The organism is Paenibacillus sp. FSL R5-0527 (genome assembly GCF_038008055.1).
Lineage (GTDB): Bacteria > Bacillota > Bacilli > Paenibacillales > Paenibacillaceae > Fontibacillus > Fontibacillus macerans.
In genome coordinates this window covers 6,506,506-6,530,742 of record NZ_JBBOYI010000001.1, presented here as the reverse complement: position 1 = coordinate 6,530,742, position 24,237 = coordinate 6,506,506, and the positions used below count along the sequence as shown (strand labels likewise).

Sequence of the window (24,237 nt, the reverse complement as noted above, 5' to 3'; positions counted from 1 at the left end):
AGCGAGCGTCAATGCCGGAGGTATGTAGACGCTTCAATTAACCGGCAATAAATTTAATGATAACCATCCCGAAAAAGATCACAATCATAAACGTCAGCATGCCGAAGAAACCGTTCATCAAATCGAACAGGTCGTTGCGCGGTTCTTCGTTAATATGCTGCCGTGGGTCGTTCGCATGCGTGTTTGCATCCATAGCGACGGGGCCTCCTCGCGAAATTATCGTGTCTTCAATAACATTTGTCATAGACAATTCGGTTTCAGGTTATTCTTAGTATAACCAATCGCTTTTCACTTTGTAAAGAAGAAGGGCTGGGCCGAGCACTTTCTTTTTTTTAGTGGGATGTGGTATAATTGGTTCGGCAGTTGTCGCTCATCAGGGAAGATTCCTGAAAATGTTCATCTTGGAACATTTTGCGGGTGAGCGGTCTGCAACATTCTCACATTCAATCCAATTGCTGGGCTGCGGCAGCAGATATTTGACGCGCTCCCAAGCAAACCTATAAGGAGGAGAATATCATGGCCATTGTTAATGTATCCGATCAGTCTTTCAATAGCGAAATTGAAGGGCAAGGTCCGGTTCTTGTTGATTTCTGGGCTCCCTGGTGCGGTCCCTGCAAAATGATCGCTCCGATCTTGGAGGAGCTGTCGGCAGAAGTGGGGGACTCGGTGAAAATCGCCAAGCTCAACGTGGATGACAATCCGGAAACGGCTTCCCGTTTTGGCGTAATGAGCATTCCTACCCTGATCCTGTTCAAAGACGGTCAACCGGTCGACAAAATCGTCGGGTTGAACTCGAAAGACACGCTGAAAAACCTGATCGCCAAGCATCAATAAGACAGGGATAAGGCGATAGGGACTTTTGCTGCGCGCCTTGGATTACGCCTCCGGTTTTGTCCGGGGGCGTTTTCTGTGTAAGCGGTGTACGCGCTTCAGGCGGTGCGGGCGTTTTGTGATATTTTATGCGGGAGGAGGATGAAGGGCGTGGACTCATTTGTCAACGAAGCGCAGGGGCAGGAGCAGGAGAAGGCGTTGGAGGCGATTCGCCACAAGCTGGCGTTGCTGCCGGATTTGCCGGGCTGTTATTTGATGAAAAACAAAGACGGCAAAATCATCTATGTCGGCAAAGCCAAAGTGCTGAAAAACCGGGTCCGTTCGTATTTTACCGGCAGCCATAACGGAAAAACTCAGCGGCTGGTCTCGGAAATCCGCGATTTCGAATATATCGTAACCGGAAGCAACATGGAGGCGCTCATTTTGGAGTGCAACCTCATTAAGCAGCATCACCCGCGTTATAACGTGCTTTTGAAGGACGACAAAACCTTCCCTTATATCAAAATTACGAATGAACCGCATCCTCGGCTCGAGGTGACCCGGCGGGTGCTTAAAGATAAAGCGAAATATTTCGGTCCGTACCCGAACGCGTATGCGGCCCAGCAAACGAAAAAGCTGCTCGACCGCATGTATCCGCTGCGCAAATGCAACGTGATGCCCAAAGAGGTGTGCCTTTATTACCATATGGGGCAATGCCTGGCGCCATGCGTGCAGGAGGTTCCGCAATCGACCTACGACGATATGACTCAGGAAATAACGTCGTTTCTGAGCGGCGGGCACGAGGAGATCAAAAAAGAGCTGGAGCGCAAAATGCATGAGGCGGCCGAGGAGCTGCAATTCGAGCGGGCCAAGGAACTGCGCGACCAGATCATCAATATCAACGCGCTGATGGAGAAGCAGAAGATCACGATGAAAGACGCCAAAGACCGCGACGTCTTCGGCTTTGCCGTCGACAAAGGCTGGATGTGCGTGCAGATCCTGTACATGCGGCAGGGGAAAATGATCGAGCGGCATGCGTCGGTATTCCCGTTTTACGGCGATGCATACGGGGATTTTCTGTCGTTCGTCACGCAGTATTACAGTGAAAATCCGGCCTTGCCGCAGGAGATTTTGCTGCCGGAGATGAAGGAGGATGCGGAGGCTGAGGCCGCCGGGGCTGAGGGGGATCCGAAGCGCGGAGCTGAGCCGGCCGGGGCTGAGCGTCGCGGCGAAGACGGAGCGGAGCCAGCGCCGGTAAGCCTGGGGCCGGAGGCCGCGGCTGGGCAAGCTGCGGAGCAGGAAGGCGCGGATGGGGCGGTACCGGCGCTGGCTGCACTGGCGGGGCTGGCTCCGGCAACGGAAGGCGCGGATAGTCCGGTACCGGTGCCGGGAGTCCGGGCCGTGCCGGCCCCAGCGCCGGAAGGCGAGAACGGCCCGGTGCCGACGCCAGGGGCGCAAGCGGGGGAAGCCATGCAACTGGAAGGCGAGGCTGGCCCGGCACCAACGCTGCCTGGCGAGAACGGCTCGGAAGCTCAAGCCGGCCCGGAAACCCGGGCCGCAGACCAGCCGGCGGCGCTGGATTCGGCCTCCGGCGCGGCGGCGCTGCAGGAATGGCTTGGCGTCAAGACGCTGGTGCCGCAGCGCGGCCTGAAGAAGCAGATGGTGACGATGGCCTTGGAAAATGCGCGCGTGGCGCTCGACGAGAAATTCCGCCTGATCGAACGGGATGAGGAGCGGACTTCGAAGGCGGCGGAAAACCTCGCGCGGGCGATCGGCCTGGAGAAGGCGTCGCGCATCGAGGCGTTCGACAACTCCAACATCCAAGGGACGAACCCGGTATCGGCGATGGTCGTGTTTATCGACGGCAAGCCGGCCAAGAAGGAGTACCGCAAATACAAGGTGCGGACCGTACAGGGACCGGACGACTACGAAACGATGCGCGAGGTGATCCGCCGCAGGTACGAACGGGTGCTGAAAGAAAATCTGCCGCTCCCCGACGTGGTCGTAGTCGACGGGGGCAAAGGGCAGATCTCCGCTGCGACCGACGTATTGGAAAACGAGCTGGGCCTCTATATCCCGGTGTGCGGCCTGGTCAAGGACGCCAAGCATAAAACGGCGCAGCTGATGGCCTTCGACCCGCCCGAGCCGATTCATCTGCCGCGCGACAGCCAGGAGTTCTACCTGCTGCAGCGGATTCAGGATGAGGTGCACCGCTTCGCCATCACGTTCCACCGCGAGCAGCGCGGCAAGTCGATGGTCGTTTCGCGGCTCGACGCGATCCCTGGCATCGGGGAGAAACGGCGCAAGGCGCTGCTGAAGCATTTCGGCTCGCTGAAAAAAATCAAAGAGGCTTCAGTCGAAGACTTCCGGCCGCTTTCGATCGGCGACAAGCTCGCCCGCCAAATTATCGACGCCCTGCGGGACGAGGACGTGCCGGAAGAATTGTAAACTACGGCCAGTTTCGGAGCCATGGCTTACCATGATCGCTAGGAGCGGGAGCGCAGGCTGGAATAGAGGATTTTTTTGCCGTTATTTTAGAAAGATGGGGGCAAAAAGGCTCCTTTTCCAAGCTTGATTTCCAAATAGGGACCCAAAGTCACTGGCGGCGTTGCATTAACTTTTGCTCAAGCTTTCCCGTAAAAGCTATCCGAAATCTAACGGTTGCAGCAGCGGCTATTTGCCGAAAAAAGACCTTTTCTTCTAAATTCTAACGGTTGCGAGCGCCGTTATTTGCCTGAATCCAAGCAAAAATTACCGGTTTTCAGCGAAATAAGATCCATGGCAACCGTTACAATTTGAAATCAACGGGATTGGAACAAATAGCGCTTGTGGCAACCGTTAGAATATTGGTGTGCCCAGAAAGGAATCTTTCCGCAGATTTAAATGCAGCGCTAGTGCCAATTGCCGCTATTTTGCGGAAACAAATACAACGCTCATTCCCTCTCTGCTCCTTAAACCAAAAAACCGTCGAAGCAAAAATTGCTCCGACGGTTTTTTGCGTTCTGCAGGATCTACCCTCTTCATAGCCGCCTAAGGCTGCTGCAGCAGCTGCGGAGATTGCGGGGGCTCCGGCTGCTGCGGCTGCAGCGGATGCAGCGGCGGCGGACCCTGCGGTGGACCCTGCCGCTCCTTGCCCGGCGGGTTGAACAGATAGATGACGTAAGCGACGATCGCTGGCAGGGCGATGTAGACCAGACCGGCGGCGATGTTCACCGCTCCGCCCATAAACATCAGGCTCAGCGCCATAAGGATGCTGTCAAAGATCACGTGCGAGAAAACGACGGTCGGAAAGCCGTAGCGCAGGAAAATGAAGCTGAACAGCAGTCCGATAAAGGTCAACTCGATCGGCCGTGAAATGACCGGATAGATCGGATACAGCGTATGGCCGAAAGCCCAGATCAAGGTCGTCAAAAGACTGGCGACGAACGTGCTGCGGAACAGCTTCTTCAGCATCGGAATGCCGAACAGCCGGTAAACGGCTTCCTCGCCGATCCCGGCCACCCAGGCGAGCAGCGGGAACAGGAGCGGGTAGACCATGTTGTACGGCGATTGTGTCGCATCGGTCGTCGACCAGGTATGAATCGTTCTTTCCAGAATGAAGAAGACAACCGACTGCACCCCGAGCAAAATTAAAGCCCACGCATAACCGTCGGCCACCGCGGTCAGCACATGGCGGCCGTAACCTTCCTCCCTGGACCGCGCCCACAGATTGATGCCGTTTTTCCGCCACAGTCCGTCCCCGCCGACGAGCGAGAAATATACCGAGGCGGCAAGAATCAGGGTGACCAGCCCTTGAATCACGAACCCTACCGTCAGCACGATCGGATCGAGCCCGTCCTTTTCAAACACAGGCAGCATGTTGACCGTCCCGATGACGGACAAGACGAAGTAGGCGCCGGCCAGAAAAATCCCGCGTTTAAAAGTGGTATGCGCCCGCGTCAGCGCGCTGTATACGATGGCCAGGATGCCGAGCACAAACGTGAACAGGGCGTATCCGGCAAAGGTAAGCCAGTTGGCCAGCCGCGTCTGCCCGGCGACGTAATCGGCATGCGTCTCGGGAACGGAGAAGTAGCTTTCGAATGACGATACGGCGCCGTATTCGTAGCGGATATCGATCGTCGCTTGCGACTCCCCGAGCTCATCCCCCTTGATGTGATAGAGCAGACCGACATCGCCCTCGCCCGACACGCGCTCAAGGCGGGCCGGATCAAAGCCGAACGTGGCCAGATAAGGCGCGGCCAGCCGCTCCTTCTCCTCCAGCGTCAAGTCGCCTTCCCAGGCGCGCAGCGAGTCTGGCGTCTCGGTACCGTAGTCCAGCATCATCTGCTTTTTCGCATTGCTCGCGGAAACGATTTCCTCGAACCCGACCACTTTGCCGGTGGTCATGTGAACGTCGACGGTCAAAGCGCTAAACCCATCGTTTGGTTCGTTGAAACGGACGCGAAAAACGTCGTACGGAAATTGCTTGTCATACGTCTTCAGGAAAGGGGCGAGCAAATCCGCCTTCGTTAAATAACCGTACAGATCGGAGCGCGATTCATAGGTAACGAGCGCTTTTTCGGGATGACCGGCCAACTCGAAGTTCAGCACCGACTTTGCAAATTCGATAGCTTTCGTTCTGGCCTGCGATTTGGCGATGACGTCATCCGACTGCTCCATTTGCAGCGTGTCGGAAGCGGTTGTCGGAAAAATCTGGACGATGAAGAAAATGACCAACCCGATCAGGGCCATCAGCCAAAGCGTTTTTGTCTTCAGCCTGCGGCTGAACGGTTTCATAGGTGAAAACATTACAAAACTCCTTTAAAATTTTTTGTTCTCAAGTATGATTTTGCGCGAAGTACATCACAGTAAAGATAACATAGTGGAATTTCCAACGCCAGTTGAAGGCAAAAATGATGAAAAGATGCAATAATCCCGTTATACCCTAGCATGGCTCAGATTGGACGGCAAGAAGATCGGCGATTTGCCGTTTCCAGCCTTTTTTCACCGTTTTTAATCAAAAAGAACCTTTGTAGTGGAAGCCAATAAGGTTTATAATCCATTTGACGAAAACGGAATGAAAACATTTGAAAAATAATAAGGCCTAATTTCGATTTCGAAAACGGGGGAACCGATTTTTTTTGGGGTGAATTTCGCGCGATTGTGGCGGCAGCGGCATGGCTGCCTTGGTCGGGCGATTAGGGCAACTGTGCATGCCCGAATCCGTCAGCTAACCTCGTAGGCCTCCTGCAACAGGAACCAAACACCGAAAGGCATTGGATTTCCAGTGCTTTTTTCTTTTGTTCTTTTTTCACGACAACAATGGGGTGAATGAATTGTCTTTCAAAAAAATCAGCTTTTCCCCGCCGCAAATTTTGGTGTTGGGTTTTGCGCTCATCATTTTGCTGGGATCGCTGCTGCTGATGCTGCCGATTTCCAGTGCGGCCGGGGAGATGCTGCCGTTCGTCGACGCGCTGTTTACGGCGACTTCGGCGACATGCGTAACGGGACTGGTCGTCGTCGATACCGGGACCTATTTTTCCACGTTTGGCCAAATCGTAATCATGCTGCTGATTCAGGTCGGCGGACTTGGGTTCATGACTATGGCCACCTTGTTTTCGCTCGTGTTGAAACGGAAAATCTCGCTGAAGGACCGGCTGATCCTGCAGGAGGCGATGAACCAGAACACGATGGAGGGCATCGTCCGGCTGATCCGCAAGGTGCTGCTGTATTCGCTGGTCATTGAATCCTGCGCGGCGCTGCTGTTCGCGATTCGCTGGGCGTTTGACATGCCGCTGGGCCGGGCGCTGTACTTTGGCGTTTTTCACGCGGTATCCATGTTTAACAACGCCGGGTTCGACCTGTTTGGCGAATACCGGAGCTTGACGTTGTACGTGGCCGATCCGCTCGTCAACTTCGTGGCGATGTTTCTCATCGTGTCCGGGGGCATCGGGTTTATCGTGCTGTCGGACATCATTGATTTCCGGCGCCGCCGCAAGCTGTCGCTGCATTCCAAGGTGGTGCTGTCGATGACGTCGGCGCTGATCGTGGTCGGGGCCCTGGTCATATTTATATTCGAATTCACCAATCCGCGGACGCTAGCCCCGCTCGGCTGGGGCGGGAAATTTTGGGCCGCGCTGTTCCAGTCGGTGACGCCGCGGACGGCAGGGGCCAACACGGTCGATATCGGCGCGCTGCGGCAGGCTTCGCAATTTTTTATGATCATCCTGATGTTTATCGGGGCTTCGCCCAGCTCGACCGGCGGCGGGATCAAAACGACGACCTTCACCATTCTCGTGGGCGCGGTCATCTCCATGATCCGCGGGCAGTCGGACCTCGTCCTGTTCCGCTACCGGATGGCCCAGGAACGTATTTTCAAAGCGGTCACCATCACGATGCTCGCTTTATTTCTTGTGGTGGCCGTCGCCATGGTGCTGTCCACGACCGAGGACGCCAGCTTCCTGAGCATTCTGTTCGAGACGACCTCCGCGTTTGGCACCGTCGGCCTATCGATGGGGCTTACCGGGAAACTAACGGTAATCGGCAAAATCCTCATCAGCTTTACGATGTTTGCCGGAAGACTTGGGCTGCTTACGCTGGCTTATGCGCTTGGACCGAAGAAGGGCAAAGAACTGTACCGCCATCCGGAAGGCAAAATGATTATAGGATAAAGATAAGGGGACTTGAGATTAAACATGAAAATGCAGCAGTTTGTAGTCATCGGATTGGGGCGGTTCGGCTCCAGCCTGGCTCTGGAGTTAATGGACCTCGGGTACGAGGTGCTCGGGATCGACCGGGACGAAGAGGTGGTAAACGAATTGAGCGACCAGCTGACGCATGCCGTCGTGGCGGACGCCACGGACGAGGAAGTGCTGAAATCGCTGGGCGTCCGTAACTTCGACTGCGGGATCGTCGCGATCGGCAGCGATATTCAGATGAGCATTTTGGCGGCGATTTTGCTCAAGGACTTGGGGATCAAGACCGTGGTTGCCAAGGCGATCTCCGTCTTGCACGGCCGCGCGCTGCAAAAGCTTGGCGTGGACCGGGTTATTTTTCCGGAACGGGATATGGGCGTCCGCGTGGCGCATCAGCTCGTGACTCCAAATCTGCTGGATTACATCGAATTGTCCAAGGAATACAGCATCGTGGAAATGAACGTTCCCGCTTGCCTTGACCGGAAAAACCTGGGCGACATTAACCCGCGCGCCCGTTTCGGCTGCAGCATCGTGGCCATTCATCGCGACGGAAGCATCCTGGTGGCGCCTACCGCCATGGATCAGCTGCAAGAAGGGGACATTATGGTCATCATCGGATCGAAGAAAAATATCGAAGAGTTCGAGGAAGTCATTAACGAGTAATTATTACCGGGTTATTAAGAAAAAAGAGTTGGTTCACTTTTGATGGTTGGGATGTGGCGGTATGGAATCGGCTGTAACCGAAGCGATACATCATTTTCTGATCTTAATTTTATTCGTCATCAGCGTTGGCGTAGTATCGGGCAAACTGGCGGCATGGCTAAGGCTGCCGGATGTGGCGGTGTTCATCGCCGTCGGGATGCTGCTCGGCCCGGGGCTTGGGCTGATTCATGAACAAAGCGGATCGCTGATCAATCAATTGATATTAACGGTCGGGTCGGCGCTGATTTTGTTTGACGGCGGGCGGAATTTGCGGCTGAGCGGGCTTCGCAACGTATGGATTACGTTATCGCTGCTCAGCGTGCCGGGTGTGGTGATTTCGACGATCGTCGTGGGCGTGGGTGTTCATTACTTGTTCGGCGTTGACTGGATTTTTGCTTTTTTGGCCGCGGCGGTCATCGCCTCCACCGATCCGGCTTCGATCATTCCGGTATTCAAGCAGGTAAAAATCAAGGAGCGGGTCCGCGAGACGGTGGAGAGCGAATCGGCGTTTAACGACGCTACCGGCTCGATTTTGACGTTTTCGCTGCTGGCCGCGGTGGCCGGCGGCGGGGCGCTGGACGTTGGCGCTATGTCCTGGGAGTTTGTCAAAACCGCGCTCGGCGGAATTCTTGCCGGACTGATGATCTCGGGCATACTGACTTATTTGGCGGGACATGCCCGCCACGGCTATTTTCGCGACTATTCCACAATCGTCATGACGGTCTGCGCGTTATCCTCATACTTGATCGCCGATTTGCTGCATGTCAGCGGGTTTATGGCTACGTTTGTCGCCGGGGTGATCTGGGGTAATGCCGAAACGTTCGGTTTGTCCCTGAAAGACAATCATGTGGAAATGAGCTCTTTCGCTGAAAATATGACGGTTATGATGCGCATGCTGATCTTTGTGTTGCTGGGCAGCCAAGTGAATTTTGCCACGCTCGGGCAATTTTTCTGGCCAAGCCTGGCGGCGGTGCTGATCCTGATGTTTGTGGCCCGCCCGCTGTCGGTGCTGGCGTGCGCCTGGCCCGACCGCAAGGTGAAGTGGACGTGGCGCGAACTGCTGTTCATGTGCTGGGTGCGCGAAACCGGGGTGATCCCGGCCGCCTTGTCCGGCATGATTGCGGGGATGGGAATCGCTCATTCCAACGTGATTACCGGGCTGGCTTTTATGGCGATTGTGCTGACGATCATCATTCAAGCGAGCACCACCGGCTGGGTCGCCAAAAAACTCGGTTTGGAAGTCAAAGAAACCGCCACCGGAAAGCCGTAAGGCTTGGGTGGCGGTTTTAGTTTTCAATAGTCTAACTTGAAGGCTCTAAATTAGCTCGTCAGATTCAGCTATCCCAGATTCAGCTATCCCAGATTCAGCTATTCCAAATTCAGCTTATCCAACACCCGCTTGATCATTACCGTCGCTTGTGAGCGTGTTGCGTTCCCTTGAGGCTGGAAGGTATTTGCCGTCACCCCCTGGATAACGCCGGCCCTAACTGTTTTGGCTACAGCTTCTTGATAACGAATCTTGGAGGCATCCTTAAACTTCGTCAAAGCCTGTGCCGGTGTGCCGTTTAAGGTAGGCTCATATTTGCCATAATTCAGGGCACGCACCATCATCAAAGCCATTTCCTCACGGGTAATATACTGATCCGGCCTGAATTTCCCGTCCGGGTAACCCGTAATGATTCCGGCTTTGCTGGCAGCGCCTATGTAGCCCCCGCGCGTATCGAGCTTCACGTCCGGATAAACCTGCGCTTCCTTTATATCTGTGCCTAATCCCAGCGCTTTGGCAATGTACTCCGCGAACTCTGCACGCGTAATATTCTGGTCAGGCTCAAATGCGTTAGAATCGCTTTTACGTGGACTGACCACAAATTTTGCGGTCAGCTCATCAATATCCGCTTTTGCCCAATGCTTCCCGGTGTCCCCATAATTAGCAGCACCTGATGCTAGGCCAACGATCAGGCCGTCTGAAGCTGCTGACCCTGCCTCCACATTGGATGATCCTGCCCCTGAGCTTGTCGAGCCTTCATCTGCTCCTGACCCTGTTCCCGTTTGTCCAGATGCCAATCCAGCCCCGGATGCCCCGGCTCCGCTATTCGCTGTATTGCCGCCAGGTTTTCCGCTAAATACCAGCGTCCCGTTGCTTCCGGAAATCTTAGACGGAATTGGAATGATCGTCTTGCTGACTGTGTCGTATTTCACTAACGTTGCATTTGCAGATGTCACCTTACTGCCGGTAATGCGCAAATAAAGCTTCCCTACATGAGAAATATTAAACAAATGGGTAGCCGCGTTAAGATTAGACGCATCTGATTCAGAAACCACAATGATTCTAATGCGTATAGGATCGCTTGCCTGGTTCACGTAAACCCCATTTATAGTCATCGGTATGGAAATCTGGTCAGGCGAAACAAATTCCAGTTGAATAATCAAGTACAGCGTGTTTAAAGAATCTACACTTAGTGTCCCGTTATTCAAGGACTTGGCAATTTGCGCAAACGGAATCTCCTCGACCGGCAGCTCATACATCGTTTCATTGTATTTAATTGAAAATGAAACAGGCTTACCGCGATTGTAACCTTCATACAGTGCGCCAAGCGGGATAGCCACCTCAGCGGCTTTCTCCGTCGTCGGCACCTCAAAAATTAACGGCTCGCGTTTGCTTTTATTCGTATTTACGGAGATCAAAAATTTAATGGCTTCTTGCAGTTGTGCTGCGCCGATCGTATATCTTGAGATATTTTGCCCGCCAACCGATACACTGCTTGATGACTTAGCCGTACTTAGATTTAGCAGATAACCGCCAAGTCCGAAGTTAGAGCTGGAAATCGCCGTTACAAAGGATGGCCTGCCCTGTGCAGCTGGTGGTTCTGATAATGTTGACTTACTGCCGGTGTTGCTCACCTTATAGCTGCTGATTTCCGCAAGCGCCTGCCCAGAGCTAAGGACTAGCTTATTACTCGCTTTCGGGGTGTACGATAATTCCACCAAATCACTTGCTTCAATAGCTGTCACCAATTCGATATACAGATAGCTCCCGGAAGAGTATACCTTGGAAATTTCTCTTTCCCGCTGGTTAACCACCACCTTGAAGCCTGTCGTTGCGATGCTATTATTTGTGCCAAGCGGCTTGCTATATTTTAAAATAATCGTATTATTCGTAATCTCCCCACTTTGAAGGACAGGAGCCTCGCTACTATTCTTGTCCGTCTCCGTCTCGTATAAACCCTCCCAGCCGTTCATATATACAGCCCCTGTCTGAGCATCCGCTGCGGCACCCGCACCAATGTACAGATAATACCTGTCGCCCTTGTCCAACTCATGAACAGGCTTTATAAACAAACCTGAACCGGAGGCTCTAACCTGAACAGCCAGTTGCGCATCATTTTCTTTTTTCTTAAAAACAATGGCGGATTCGTTATTAATCTTAATGTTGCGATTAAAAATCATCGTAAACTCGGTATTCACGGGAATGTTCGTGCTTCCCCCAAGTGGTGTCACACCTAACATTTGCAATGGCGAAGTCTCTTCCGCCGCACCAGCATTGACGGCATTGTTAGTACTGCCGGCGGCTGTCTCGGTTTTTGTTGTGAAAAAATACTGAATAGCAGGGGAGGCAATGCTCCGGTTCTCCGCATCCACAAAATTGCCTTCTTCAGCTTGTACAACGTATGTCGTGTTATACTTTAACTGCGGCAGCAGCAGTGTAACTTCATTCGTACCCTTCCCCGGGCTCCCATCACTAAGGACCGTCTCGATATTGGACAAGGGTTCCTTACCTTTTTCGGACACTTTAAGCGAATCCTTATTGATCTGTACCTTGCGGTCAAATTGCAGCTTAATAGATTTAGTTGCGGCAGGGTCAACATTGCTGGCCCCATTTTGCGGATTCATCGTAATCCGAATTCCGTTAGTACTGCTGGCGGCGTGTATCATTGATGTCGGCGCCGCGACCCCAAGCAGTAAATTCAGTACTAAGATGGCAATGATCCCCGTTGAAAGCTTTCTCTTCATTTTGCGTTTCTCCTCTCAAAAATAACCTGCACTCTTTAATATCGGCTATTTGCTCTTCCTTGTTGCGAAGTATTTGAAATTTTGTGCACTTGTTAATTCTCCGCATAAAATTACAGCGACAGCTCCTCCACCAGACTTTCGCGAATTTGCGTAAACCACTCTTTCGTTTCGCTGGTCAGCTCCGATTTCTCTCCGTAAATCAGGCAAGTTTCTCTGCGGGTCTGCTCCAGTTCGGGGATCGGCACGGACACCAGCCCGTTGTCCCGCAGCAGCGGCCTGCGCAGGTACGATCTGGGGAGCAGAGAAGCCGCTTTGCAGATCGGCAGCAGCCGGACGATCGCCTCGAAAGAGTCGATCTCCATGCGGACGTCGGGGACGATGCCGTAGCGGCCGAACAGGTCGTCGACCAGCCGGCGGTACCAGGTTCCTTTGGAGAAAATAATCATGGACCGGCCGTTCAGATCGTCCATCGAGGGATGGCCGTCTTGGGTTGGGGATGCGAGTTCATGTCCCTTGGGGACCACTAGCTCCAGGTGGTCCTGAAACAGCGGGATGCATTTTAACCCGGCTTCGCTGATCGAGGAGGCGACGACGCCGATGTCCACTTTTTTGTCGCGGACGTGGGAGACGATCTCATGCGTTTTCCCGGTGACGAGCTTCAGCTCGATGTCCGGGAATTTGTCCATCATCGCCTTGACCAGCGGGGGCAGCGTTGTCTGGATGGTCGTCAGGCTGGCGCCCAGCGTAACGACGGTGCGTTCCGCCTTTTTGAAACGGGAGACGGCCTGCAGAAAGTTTTGATGGCGCTGCCGCTGTTCCAGGGCATACAAATAAGCCTCTTGGCCGACACGGGTCAACTCCAGGCGTTTTCCTTTGCGGTGAAACAGCGCAACCCCCCATTCTTCCTCCAATTTTGCGATTTTTCGGGAAAGTGCGGGCTGGGACAAATTGAGCAGCTTCGACGCTTTGTTTAAACTGGATTGCTCCACGACGGTGGTAAATACAAGCAGTTCTTCTAACATGGGGTAACCTCCTTTTTTCGGGAAGAAAAAAATAGGGCTGGATAATTGGCGCGGATTATTGATGGACAAGTGATCGGACTATACCGGGCTATATGTGAAAAGCTGCTTATGTGTTTTTTGTATAACTATTAATAACTATATTGCAATTCCATTATAAGATAAAAAGGAGTAACATGAAAAGTGACACAAGATGTTCACATGTTACTTTTGTAACATAGTAAAATAGCCTTAATGTTGTGGGATATATCATATCCAAACTGAAGGGCTGTATTAATCGATTTGTCGATTATTGTTGAAAATGCGCAAGTTCAAGGGAAGATGGAAACTAGAAAGGGGTACGCGCACTTATGAAAGGGTTTTATTCCAGAAAACTTCATTCGCTGCTCGGAGTCATTCCGCTGGGGTTTTTCATTCTGGAACACATGATCACCAACTTTTCGGCGGTGGAAGGCGGAAGCCAGGGATTTAAGGAAAGCGTGGCTTTCCTGAACAGCCTGCCGCTCGTGCCGGTGCTGGAGATCTTCGGCATCTGGCTGCCGCTGCTGTACCACGGTGTCTACGGATTGTATATCGCCTTCCAGGCGAAGCCGAATAACGGGCGGTTCCCGACGGAACGGAATCTGCGGTATTTGCTCCAGCGGATTTCGGGTGTAATCGTCTTTGCCTTCGTGATTTGGCATTTGTGGGAAACCCGCGTTCAAGTGGCGCTGGGCAATGTCACTCATGAAGAGCTTGGCGGGGTTATGCACAGCATCGTTACCCAGCCGGTTTTCTTCCTATTGTATCTGATTTCGGTCGTGGCGGCGTCCTTCCATTTCGCCAACGGGTTATGGTCGTTTATGGTCAGCTGGGGCATCACCGTCGGCCCGCGCGCGCAGCGCGTTTCCTCGTACATCTGCATGGGGCTGTTCGTGATCGTCGCGCTGATGTTCGTCGGCTCGCTGTTCGCTTTCCGCGGGGCCGAATTCCAGGCGGAAGGAACGGCTTTGCTGGAGTCAGCGAAGGCGCTGCTGGCGTAAGGATGAAGATTATGATTTTTGGCGGCGATATCGCGATATTTTGGGGAGCATAAAGAGAAATGAGCATTGGAAAAATCCAATAGGTTGACGGATACCGGGCGACGTTTTGAAGTTACGTTGGAAATATCCAATATAAATTCGCTTAAATTGTCCATTTTGCGTCCAGCCAAACCGAATCAATTGGAAATATCCAATCAAACTGCTGTATCTGCTACGCATCTTTGAGTTCTATTGGATATTTCCAATCAGAATGTTTATCGAGTGTAGATTTAATAAGAAACGCTACACAACTATCCGAAGCGAGTTTTGCTCGCCGATACTCAAAGTCGTAACGCTCACAAAACTAAGCGGATGCTTCCGAAGTGAGTTTTGTACGAAGCAATTCAATGACGCAACGCTATACAAAACTTTTAGGAGTTGAAATACAATGGCTAAACAAAGCGTAATTGTCGTTGGCGGCGGTCTGGCCGGGCTGATGGCTACGATCAAATCGGCCGAGGCGGGCGTGCCGGTGCATCTGTTTTCGCTTGTGCCGGTGAAACGTTCCCACTCGGTGTGCGCGCAGGGCGGTATTAACGGGGCCGTGAACACGAAAGGCGAAGGCGACTCCCCATGGGAGCATTTCGACGATACGGTATACGGCGGAGACTTTCTGGCCAACCAGCCGCCGGTCAAAGCGATGTGCGAAGCGGCGCCCGGCATCATTCACCTGATGGACCGGATGGGCGTCATGTTCAACCGCACGCCGGAAGGCTTGCTGGATTTCCGCCGGTTCGGCGGGACCAAGCATCACCGGACCGCTTTTGCCGGAGCGACGACGGGACAGCAGCTGCTGTACGCCCTCGACGAGCAGGTGCGCCGTCATGAAGCGGCGGGGCTGGTCACGAAATACGAGAACTGGGAATTCCTTTCGGTCGTGCTGGACGATGATGGCGTATGCCGCGGCATTACCGCGCAAAACCTGCGTTCCATGGAAATCGTAACGTTCGCTTCCGACGCGGTGATTTTGGCGACGGGCGGACCGGGGATTATTTTCGGCAAAACGACCAACTCGGTGATCAACACCGGTACGGCCGCCAGCGCGGTATACCAGCAGGGTGTCCACTATGCCAACGGCGAGTTCATCCAAATCCACCCGACGGCGATTCCGGGGGACGACAAGCTGCGGCTGATGTCGGAGTCGGCGCGCGGCGAAGGCGGACGGATTTGGACGTACAAGGACGGCAAACCGTGGTACTTCCTCGAGGAAAAATACCCGGCTTACGGCAACCTGGTGCCCCGCGACATCGCCACCCGGGAAATTTTCCACGTTTGCGTTGATCAGAAGCTGGGCATTAACGGGGAAAACATGGTGTATCTCGATTTGTCGCATAAGGACCCGAAGGAACTGGACGTCAAGCTCGGCGGCATCATCGAAATCTATGAAAAATTCATGGGCGACGATCCGCGCAAAATTCCGATGAAAATCTTCCCGGCGGTCCATTACTCGATGGGCGGCATGTGGGTCGATTACAATCAAATGACCAACATACCCGGGTTGTTTGCGGCAGGGGAATGCGAATATCAATACCACGGCGCGAACCGGCTCGGGGCCAATTCGCTGGTCTCCGCCATCTACGGCGGCATGGTGGCCGGACCGAAAGCGGTGGAATATATCCGCGGCTTGAAAAAATCGGCCGACGACATCCGTCCGGACGTGTTCGATCGCTATCGCAAAGCGCAGGAGGACAAATTCGAAGGCCTGCTGAACATGAACGGCACGGAGAACGCCTATGTTCTTCATAAAGAGCTGGGCGAATGGATGACGGACAACATGACGGTCGTCCGTTACAACGACCGGCTCGAAGCGACGATCAACAAGATTAAGGAACTGAAGGAACGCTACAAGAAAATCAACATCAACGATACGTCCCGCTGGAACAACGCCGGGGCCGCGTTCACCCGTCAGCTGTGGAACATGCTGGAGCTGGCCGAAGCGATGACGCTGGGAGCGCTGCTCCGCAACGAAAGCCGGGGCGCGCATTATAAACCGGATTTCCCGAACCGGAACGACGAGGAATTTTTGAAGACGACGAAAGCGACATGGACGCCGGACGGCCCGCAAATCTCGTATGAGGACGTGGACGTCTCTCTGATCCCGCCGCGGATTCGCGATTACTCGAAGGATAAATAGGAGGGGATAGCGATGGCGGAAACGGAAGCAGCCGCAAAACAAAAGTCAGGCAAAAAAGTCAAATTCATCATTACGCGCCAGGACGACCCGAACTCCCAGCCTTATACCGAGGAGTTCGAGCTGGACTATCGGCCGAACATGAACGTGATCAGCGCTTTGATGGAAATTCAGCGCAACCCGGTAAACCAGAAGGGCGAGCACACCGCTCCGGTATGCTGGGAGTCGAACTGTCTGGAGGAGGTTTGCGGCGCCTGCTCGATGGTCATCAACGGCAAACCGCGCCAGGCATGCGCGGCGCTGATCGATCAACTGGAGCAGCCGGTGCGCATCGAACCGATGCGGACGTTCCCGGTCGTGCGCGATTTGGTGATCGACCGCAGCCGGATGTTTAACGCTCTGAAGCGGGTGAAAGCGTGGATTCCAATCGACGGTACGTACGATTTGGGTCCGGGTCCGCGCATGCCGGAGAAAAAACGCCAATGGGCGTATGAGCTGTCGAAGTGCATGACCTGCGGCGTCTGCCTGGAGGCTTGCCCGAACGTCAACGAGAAAACGGACTTCATCGGCCCGGCGGCCATTTCCCAAGTGCGCCTGTTCAACGCGCACCCGACCGGCGCCATGAACGCCGACGAGCGTTTGGACGCGCTGATGGAAGACGGCGGCATCGAAGGCTGCGGCAACTCGCAAAACTGCGTTCGGGCCTGCCCGAAAGGCATCCCGCTGACCACTTCGATCGCCGAGATGAACCGGGACACCACGAAGCGTATGTTTAAGCGTTGGCTGACGGAATAGGGGAATTATTTATAGGTATTATAAGGTATTATAATAAAGCAGGGGAGCCATGAGAGTGGTTCCCCTGCTTTATTATTAATAATATTTTCAAGATTTCCGGGAAGCTTTCCCGTAAAAGCACCCCGGAAATCTAACGGTTGCAGCAGCGGCTATTTTCCGAAAAAAGACCCTTTCTAAATTCTAACGGTTATGAGCGTCGTTATTTGCCTAAATCTAAGCAAAAATAGCCGGATTTCAGTGAAATAAGCACGATGGCAACCGTTACAATTTGAAATCCGCGTTTTTGGAACAAATAGCGCTTGTGGCATCCGTTAGATGATTGGTGTGGCTAGAAACTATATCTTGTCAGAACAGACTTGATGCAACGCTAGTGCCGTTAGCGTCCGCAGATTTGGCCGGATGGCTGGTAAAAGTGTGCTTGACCGCTTGGCAGTGACCACTAATTGCAAATCATCAGACTGTTGAGTGGTGACTCTCGCCTTCGCAAAGAAAAATCGATTTAAAACGATCTTAGGACTAAGTTTTAAACAAAACTTTCGAATTTTGGTTCAGCCTAATCATCATTGCTTGACAGTCAAGCCGGCAGCAGACCGTAGCCTGGAGCTAGATTCGTTATCCGGAGGCTTTTCACGATTATCCCGTTTGACCAGGGGACTTGGCTTCCTGAACCATAGGGATGATTGTGCAAAGTGGTTTGGAGAGACAACACCATCCATGTCATCATTTATTTTGTCAAGCACTGATTTTGGTCTTGATCCCGAATTTAGTGTTCAAATTTTAAAAAATGGACTTTCTCAACAGTCTGAGGTTTTACACTTAATCAAGTGCTGTGGCAGCATTTCCGGATAAGTAAATGTACATTTTGCAGCCATTCCATTCAACAATGGACAAAGAAAGCCGGAGCAGGCAGCAGGTACGCTCGGGTGGGGAGACCCCTTTACTATAACTACTGAACGAGATGAATTTTCAGCGTAACCGAACAATTTTATCATAAGGCGTTTTTCGTATTTCAATCTGTATATTTACAAAACCTATGAATACATTTCATATTCAGCTTACCTTTCGCCGTTAGTCTTTATTAGGATAAAGACTAACAAGGAGGAACTCATGAAAAAGAAGGTGATAGCCGCTGTTTTAGCGTGCGGCATGCTGATGTCCAGCTTTAACTTTACCGGTATCATTGTGCCGGCGAAGGCGGATGCATCAGATGAAATGAAAATATTTATCTCCGAGATTTACCCGGATGACAAATCCAATCAGAATGCAATTGAGGGAGCGGGCGGTGCGGACCTGTTCGAGTATGTAGAGATCTACAATCACTCCGGTCAGCCTCTGGCCTTCAACGAGGAATATGCAATTCGGTATAACTACAACAGCGGCGTCAAAAATCTGACGGTAACCGATACGGTATACGATGATCCGAATACCGTAGTTATTCCGGCAGATAGCCCGGCGGTACTGTGGGTCAAGCGGACAAGCTCCTCCATTACCGGGGCAGCCGCCAATCTGGGCGAAGCCGATTTCAGGCAGTATCATTCCGTGCCGGATAACGTGCCGGTTTATGTGCTCAAGGGGCAGGACGGATTAAACAATACGGACCGGGGATTTCTCATTACCCGCAAAGGGGATGCTTCCGCAGTTATTAGTGAGTATTACTACACCGCCGACGATGTCGGTGACGGAAAGAGCGTGCATCTGCAGCTTCCTTCGAGCGGAACGGCGATGGTCCCGTTTGCCCGGGAAGCGGCTCCATCGGCCGGCCGGGTCGAGCCTGCGCAGCTCACGGCAACAAACAATCGCATTCCCCAAATCGCTCATACTCCAATCGCAACGGCGGACCGGTCCCGGCCCTTAACCGTGACGGCCGGCGTGTACGATGAGGATGGGGATTCGCTTACCGTCAAGCTGTATTATAAAACGTCGGCGAACGGCTCTTACAGCGAGCTGCCGATGGAAGACCGGGGGGGCGGCTTGTTTGCCGGCGAAATTCCTTCCGCCCGCCTTGGAGGGGACAAGCTGTACTATGTGCTGGAGGCGGGCGACGGCATCGAGTGGGCCAGATCTCCGGAGTATGAGACCGTGCTTACCGGAGAGGTGTCCGATGCGGATATTCCCCGCATTTTGATCACCGAGCTTCTGCCGAATCCTGCCGGCGATTACCGGTATGGAAGCGGGAACCAGTACGAGTATCTGGAATTATACAATAATTCCGCTCAAACTCTTGACTTGAAAGATTACACGCTATGGTACCTTTATCCGGGAACGACGGCTCCGAAGAAATGGGTCATTCCGCAGCACACCAGCATTGAGCCCTACAGCGCGGCCGTCATCTGGTTTGCCAAGGAAGCGGTGGCCAACGGCAAAGGCTATACCACAACCGCCGATTTCAACCTGCATTTCAACAGTACGCTGGCGGACAGCGACATTATTTTTTACGACAATTCGCAGCCTTCGGACTTCAATCTTCCGAACGCTACGCATCGCGGGCTGGCCCTGTCATCCCCGGACGCTCCGGACCAGTACATAGTGGAAGCCTGGTATGATTCAACCGGCACCGGCAGCCCGGACCGTCTTGTAAACGATGTCCGCAATGCGGTGATCCGCTATGCGTACCCGTTAACCGGAACGGCTATGGTGAGGCTGGATAACCGGATGTACGCCAATCCCGGCAGCATTGATCCCGGTCAAGTGCCGGCCGTGGACGGGGTGGATATGGTTGCGCCTACGCTGCAGCACGAGCAGACCGTATACAATCTGGGAAAAGGCCAGACCTACAACGTTACGGTAACGAGCGACGAACCGCTGGCTTCCGCCCAAATCTTGTATGGAGCGTCAACGGAGGAGCCGATGCTGTTCACGGGCACGCAGCCTCTTACGCTGACAGGAGAGGACGGAGGCAAGTATATCTATCAAGGCAGTCTGTCGTTCGATGAGCCGGGCGTTTACCGTTATATCATCGATGCGGCGGATGCCGCGGGCAACCGGACAAGAGTGCCTTATAATTCCAGAGGCGGCATGCTGACCGTAAATGAGAGCGGGACAGGCACTGAGCTTCCGGACCCGGGCTTATCCATAGAGGGCGGAAGCATGCTGAAAGGAAAAGCCTCCTTCTATGCATACGGCCGTCAGGCTGCCGAGAGCATCGAGGTCCTTTTTAACGGCCAGCCGGTGTCCCTGCGCAAAACATTGCCGGGCAAAGCAAGCCTGGGCATGCAGACCCGCGGCGTCGACCAAATCTATCAGGCTTCGGTCAGCGCGCTGGACCCGGCAGGGGAACCGAGCTTTTTCAGCCGCATTCTGCCGAAATACACCAATGACGCCTGGTCCATGTTCGACATGCCGGCGGATCTGTTTGTGACCGGCACCGTCGTTTCGGTGCATACCGGCAACGAAAATGCGCCTTATCAATTAAAGGATCATGACAAGGTGTTCGGCAGCAACAATCATGATGACTTTGAGGTGAAAAATGTTCACCTGGTGCTGCCGGACGGCAGCGTTGTTAAGCCCGATAAGGTATTGAACTATCTGGGGAACCTGACGCAAACCACCGTGGATTACAGAGAAGACACGTATTACGGCTTCGGCGACGCGGAGTACGGGAGCAACCCCAACAAACCGATGATCAGCGATTTTCATTTCCCGGTCCCGGACGACAAATTCACGGCGCGGTATGCCGAATTGGACACTGCAGCCGTCCAGGACGGAGTTTATCCGTTGACGATGACGATCGGCGGACAGGAGATCGACGCTGTTCAGGTTATGGTGGACAACACGGCGCCGGTTATCGAAGGAATCTCTTACGGTGACGGACAGCTGCTGGAAAACTCCATGTTTCTCAAAGGGCCGTTTACGCTGAATGTGCTGGCTTCGGACAATTTGAGCGGCGTAGGCAAAATTGAAGCCGAACTTGACGGAAAAGCCGTTGAATTGCCGTACGATTCATCCTCGACTCTGCTGAGCGCAGGCGAGCACCGGCTGAAGGTGACCGTCTACGACGGAGCGGGGAACACGGCCGTCCTGGAGGAATCGTTCCAAATCGAGGACGAGAAGCCGCTTGCGCCCGGCGAGGTATCGCCGGCCGATTTCGCGGACAAAGTGCCGGTGAACCCCAAACTCCGGGCCAATGTCAGCGATCCTGGCGGCGATGCCATGGATGTCCGCTTCCTTCAAGGAGATAAATACGACTTTGCCAGACCGGAGGGAATCAGCGGCTATACCGATATTGCGGACCGTGAACCTCCGTTGGTCCTGAACCCGGACGGCGAGGGCGAAATCGGAGCAGCCGAGGCCGGTAAGATCGCCTTTGCGGACGGAGAGTATCTTGTGACGGACACCGACTCCGGATTTCCGTACCACCGCTTTGAAATTGAATTGAAGGAAGAGATTCAACCCGCGGACAAGGTGGAGGTCTATTGGAAGGGCCGGACTCTGCCCGGACGCATTGTAACCTTGTATGCCTGGGATTATGATGCGGGCAAGTGGACTGCGCTGAAAGCGGAGACCGGCCAGAACGCCGAGGCCGATATCATCCTGATCGCCGAAATCGAGGCCGGACGGTATGTCCGTGACGGGCGGATTCAGGCCATGGTGCAGGATGAGGTCAAGGGCGCCAACGATCCTTTTACGATTTTGTGGTTTACGGATACGCAGTATTATGCCGAGTCTTACCCCGAAATTTTTGACAGGCTGGGCGACTGGATTTCCGAAGAGTATAAAAAAGGCACTTTTGCTTACGCCATTCATACGGGCGATATCGTCAACGTTGCGAACGATGAGCGGCAGTGGGCGGTAGCCGACCGCAACCTGAAAAAGCTGGATGACGCCGGCGTGCCGTACGGAGTGCTGGCAGGCAATCACGATGTCATTATCGATGGAGTCAATTACTCTTACTTCGGCAAATATGCAGGCGCGGACCGGTACAAGGATAATCCTTGGTACGGCGGGGAAATGGACAACAACCGGAATCACTATGACCTGTTTTCGTTCGGCGGCCATGATTTTATTTTCCTTTACATTGGCTTTGGCTTGGAAGATACGCCGGAGACCGTGGCGTGGGCCAACGAAGTGCTGCGAAAGCATGCGGACCGGATTGCGGTCGTTGGCATGCACGCTTATCTGGAATCCAACGGTACCTTATCCAATATGGCGCAAAATGTATTCGATCAGGTGATCGCGCCCAATAAAAATGTACAGCTTGTGCTGAGCGGACATTATCATGCGGCTAAACGGGTCGTGAAGACGGTGACGCATCCGGACGGTACAAGCAGACAGGTGATCGAGATGCTGGCGGACTATCAGGGAGGTCCAAACGGCGGCAACGGCTATCTCCGGCTTCTGAAGTTTGATCCGGCAGCGGGCACGTTGGATGTGGATACCTACTCGCCGTATCTGGATGACTATAATTTCTTCGATGATGCGACCGAGGACTTTACGGAGCCATTTGCGTTCAGGGATATCCAAAAACGGGTGGCTACCGATTATTTTGCGGTTAATGTGTACAAAGATGCGCTGATCGGGGAGCAAAAAGGAGTAATCTCCGGCGATGTTGCTTCCGTACCGTGGAACGGGCTTGCGCCAGGCAAAACCTACTATTGGTACATGGACATTACGGACGAATACGGCGCCTCGACGCGCAGCCCGATTTACCGCTTTACAACAGCCAATAATGGAACTACCCCAACGGTTCCGGGCGACAACAGCGACGATGATGACAACAGAGGCAACGGCGGTAGTGGAAACGGAAATCACGGAAAAAGTTCCGGAAGCACGGGCAGCGGTGGGGCCGTTAGCTCAGCGGGCAATGTCAAGCCTGCTCCATCCGGCTCCGGCACGATCACGGCTCAAGCGGTCATCAGCGGAAACAAGGCCGCTGTCTCCATCGCTGAAGAGGAACTCAGCGCCGCCTTTTCCAACGTGAGCTCTGACAAGAGAGGCGTTAAAAAGGTGTCCGTCGTACTGGACGACAGCGGGAATCGTTTCGACGGGGAATTTATCATCCAGCTCCCGGCCGCATTCTTTAATGACAAGGATGGACGAAGCCGGATTGAGCTTGTTACTCCGCATGCCCGTGTGACTCTGCCCGCGGGGATGCTGAACCGCACCGGTACAACCGGCCCCATCGTGGAACTGGTTGTCCGGCCCGGCGTTCCGGCCGGATTATCGCCGGAAATGCTGGGGCTGATCGGCGGCAGACCGGCCATCGAGCTGGCGCTGCGCATGGATGGCAAGGACATCGACTGGCAAGGGAGCGTGGCGGATGTTGCGGTGTCCGTTCCTTATACTCCTGGTCAAACCGAGCAGACCGACGCTCTCGCGGTTTGGTCCATAGACGCGGGCAGCCCTGCAAAAGCGGTGCTGAACAGCCATTACAACAAGGATTTGCAGGCGGTGGTATTTCATACCGGCCGGTTGGGCCATTTTGTCCTTGGGGGCAAGACGGTATCCTATCAGGATGTGAGCCCTTCAAGCTGGTATGCCCAAGCCGTTAATTACCTGTCGGCAAGGGACGTCGTCAAGGGAAGCGGGGAAGGACGTTTTCTGCCGCGAAGCGACATTAGCCGCGCGGAGTTTCTCGTGATGACCATGAATGCTTTCGGAATGGAGCCGGCGGCAGGCGAGAACGCAAGCAATTTCGCGGACGCAGGCAACCGGTATTACAGCCCGTATTTGGCGGCTGCCAAGAGCATGGGACTGGTTAAGGGAACAGGGGATAACCGGTTCAGGCCGGAAGCGAAAATTACCCGCCAGGATATGGCCGTGATTCTTCATTCTATCATGGAAGCGGCGGGAACCGAGCTGCCGGCGGATAACCCAAGTACGGCTCAGAGCTTTAGCGATGCCGGAGATATTGCCGATTATGCGCAATCAGCCATCAACGATATGCTGGGGACCGGCCTGATGCAGGGAACCGGCGACGGCCGTCTTTCTCCGCAGCGCTTTACTAACCGGGCGATGGCGGCGCAAGTCATTTATAATTATCTTATTAAAAGCAGAGAAGCCCTTTCATGGGAATAACTCTTTTCCAGTGGAAGAAA

13 protein-coding genes and 1 riboswitch are annotated in these 24,237 nt (G+C 53.7%); of the genes, 9 read left to right on the top strand and 4 right to left on the bottom strand.

Features of this window, described 5'->3' with window-relative positions; genetic code table 11:
• Window positions 1-37: 37 nt before the first annotated feature.
• Window positions 38-193, bottom strand: coding sequence for a YqzM family protein (locus NYE69_RS29330; protein WP_155619596.1), 156 nt, complete (start codon window positions 191-193; stop codon window positions 38-40).
• Between the two features lie 323 nt (window positions 194-516).
• Here NYE69_RS29330 and trxA point away from each other — a divergent pair, with 323 nt between their 5' ends.
• Together trxA and uvrC are read left to right on the top strand one after the other, a co-directional pair.
• Window positions 517-834 carry a thioredoxin gene (gene trxA, locus NYE69_RS29325; protein ID WP_036620128.1) on the top strand — a complete coding sequence of 106 codons (318 nt, stop codon included), beginning with the start codon at window positions 517-519 and terminating at the stop codon, window positions 832-834.
• A gap of 147 nt (window positions 835-981) precedes the next feature.
• A complete protein-coding gene (uvrC, locus tag NYE69_RS29320) occupies window positions 982-3,258 on the top strand; it encodes an excinuclease ABC subunit UvrC (protein ID WP_340929510.1) in 2,277 nt (758 codons plus the stop codon).
• A gap of 582 nt (window positions 3,259-3,840) precedes the next feature.
• Here uvrC and NYE69_RS29315 read toward each other — a convergent pair.
• Entirely contained in the window at window positions 3,841-5,598 is a 1,758-nt protein-coding gene (locus tag NYE69_RS29315) for a CPBP family intramembrane glutamic endopeptidase (protein WP_155619598.1), read from the bottom strand.
• 282 nt (window positions 5,599-5,880) lie between these two features.
• Window positions 5,881-6,050, top strand: a riboswitch (cyclic di-AMP (ydaO/yuaA leader).
• 66 nt (window positions 6,051-6,116) lie between these two features.
• On the opposite strand from NYE69_RS29315, the gene NYE69_RS29310 reads away from it, so the two are divergent.
• The 3 genes from NYE69_RS29310 (at window position 6,117) to NYE69_RS29300 (ending at window position 9,456) form a co-directional block, all read left to right on the top strand.
• Window positions 6,117-7,460, top strand: a complete 1,344-nt coding sequence (locus NYE69_RS29310) for a TrkH family potassium uptake protein (RefSeq protein ID WP_445744801.1) — start codon at window positions 6,117-6,119, stop codon at window positions 7,458-7,460.
• Window positions 7,461-7,484: 24 nt separating this feature from the next.
• Window positions 7,485-8,147, top strand: a complete 663-nt coding sequence (locus tag NYE69_RS29305) for a potassium channel family protein (protein WP_155619600.1) — start codon at window positions 7,485-7,487, stop codon at window positions 8,145-8,147.
• A 61-nt stretch (window positions 8,148-8,208) separates the two neighbouring features.
• Window positions 8,209-9,456 (top strand): cation:proton antiporter, encoded by a 1,248-nt coding sequence (locus NYE69_RS29300; RefSeq protein WP_340929505.1) that lies wholly within the window; start codon window positions 8,209-8,211, stop codon window positions 9,454-9,456.
• Window positions 9,457-9,554: 98 nt separating this feature from the next.
• Here NYE69_RS29300 and NYE69_RS29295 read toward each other — a convergent pair whose 3' ends face one another.
• Together NYE69_RS29295 and NYE69_RS29290 are read right to left on the bottom strand one after the other, a co-directional pair.
• Window positions 9,555-12,197 (bottom strand): S-layer homology domain-containing protein, encoded by a 2,643-nt coding sequence (locus tag NYE69_RS29295; protein ID WP_340929503.1) that lies wholly within the window; start codon window positions 12,195-12,197, stop codon window positions 9,555-9,557.
• 110 nt (window positions 12,198-12,307) lie between these two features.
• Window positions 12,308-13,219 carry a LysR family transcriptional regulator gene (locus NYE69_RS29290; RefSeq protein WP_155619603.1) on the bottom strand — a complete coding sequence of 304 codons (912 nt, stop codon included), beginning with the start codon at window positions 13,217-13,219 and terminating at the stop codon, window positions 12,308-12,310.
• Between the two features lie 347 nt (window positions 13,220-13,566).
• Between NYE69_RS29290 and NYE69_RS29285 the strand changes: the two genes are divergently transcribed.
• The 4 genes from NYE69_RS29285 (at window position 13,567) to NYE69_RS29270 (ending at window position 24,217) form a co-directional block, all read left to right on the top strand.
• Complete coding sequence (locus tag NYE69_RS29285) at window positions 13,567-14,238, top strand: succinate dehydrogenase cytochrome b558 subunit (protein WP_155619604.1); 672 nt, start codon at window positions 13,567-13,569, stop codon at window positions 14,236-14,238.
• A 427-nt stretch (window positions 14,239-14,665) separates the two neighbouring features.
• Entirely contained in the window at window positions 14,666-16,411 is a 1,746-nt protein-coding gene (sdhA, locus tag NYE69_RS29280; protein ID WP_155619605.1) for a succinate dehydrogenase flavoprotein subunit, read from the top strand.
• A 12-nt stretch (window positions 16,412-16,423) separates the two neighbouring features.
• On the top strand, window positions 16,424-17,203 hold the full coding sequence (gene sdhB, locus NYE69_RS29275) for a succinate dehydrogenase iron-sulfur subunit (protein ID WP_155619656.1): 780 nt from the start codon (window positions 16,424-16,426) through the stop codon (window positions 17,201-17,203).
• Between the two features lie 1,107 nt (window positions 17,204-18,310).
• On the top strand, window positions 18,311-24,217 hold the full coding sequence (locus NYE69_RS29270; protein ID WP_340929499.1) for an S-layer homology domain-containing protein: 5,907 nt from the start codon (window positions 18,311-18,313) through the stop codon (window positions 24,215-24,217).
• The last annotated feature ends 20 nt before the right edge of the window (window positions 24,218-24,237 follow it).

What these genes read in the sequence shown, in the direction of transcription:
- NYE69_RS29330 (WP_155619596.1), bottom strand. Translation starts at nt 193, where the DNA reads ATGGATGCAAACACGCATGCGAACGACCCACGGCAGCATATTAACGAA.
- trxA (WP_036620128.1), top strand. Translation starts at nt 517, where the DNA reads ATGGCCATTGTTAATGTATCCGATCAGTCTTTCAATAGCGAAATTGAA.
- NYE69_RS29315 (WP_155619598.1), bottom strand. Translation starts at nt 5,598, where the DNA reads ATGTTTTCACCTATGAAACCGTTCAGCCGCAGGCTGAAGACAAAAACG.
- NYE69_RS29305 (WP_155619600.1), top strand. Translation starts at nt 7,485, where the DNA reads ATGAAAATGCAGCAGTTTGTAGTCATCGGATTGGGGCGGTTCGGCTCC.
- NYE69_RS29300 (WP_340929505.1), top strand. Translation starts at nt 8,209, where the DNA reads ATGGAATCGGCTGTAACCGAAGCGATACATCATTTTCTGATCTTAATT.
- NYE69_RS29295 (WP_340929503.1), bottom strand. Translation starts at nt 12,197, where the DNA reads ATGAAGAGAAAGCTTTCAACGGGGATCATTGCCATCTTAGTACTGAAT.
- NYE69_RS29290 (WP_155619603.1), bottom strand. Translation starts at nt 13,219, where the DNA reads ATGTTAGAAGAACTGCTTGTATTTACCACCGTCGTGGAGCAATCCAGT.
- NYE69_RS29285 (WP_155619604.1), top strand. Translation starts at nt 13,567, where the DNA reads ATGAAAGGGTTTTATTCCAGAAAACTTCATTCGCTGCTCGGAGTCATT.
- sdhA (WP_155619605.1), top strand. Translation starts at nt 14,666, where the DNA reads ATGGCTAAACAAAGCGTAATTGTCGTTGGCGGCGGTCTGGCCGGGCTG.
- sdhB (WP_155619656.1), top strand. Translation starts at nt 16,424, where the DNA reads ATGGCGGAAACGGAAGCAGCCGCAAAACAAAAGTCAGGCAAAAAAGTC.
- NYE69_RS29270 (WP_340929499.1), top strand. Translation starts at nt 18,311, where the DNA reads ATGAAAAAGAAGGTGATAGCCGCTGTTTTAGCGTGCGGCATGCTGATG.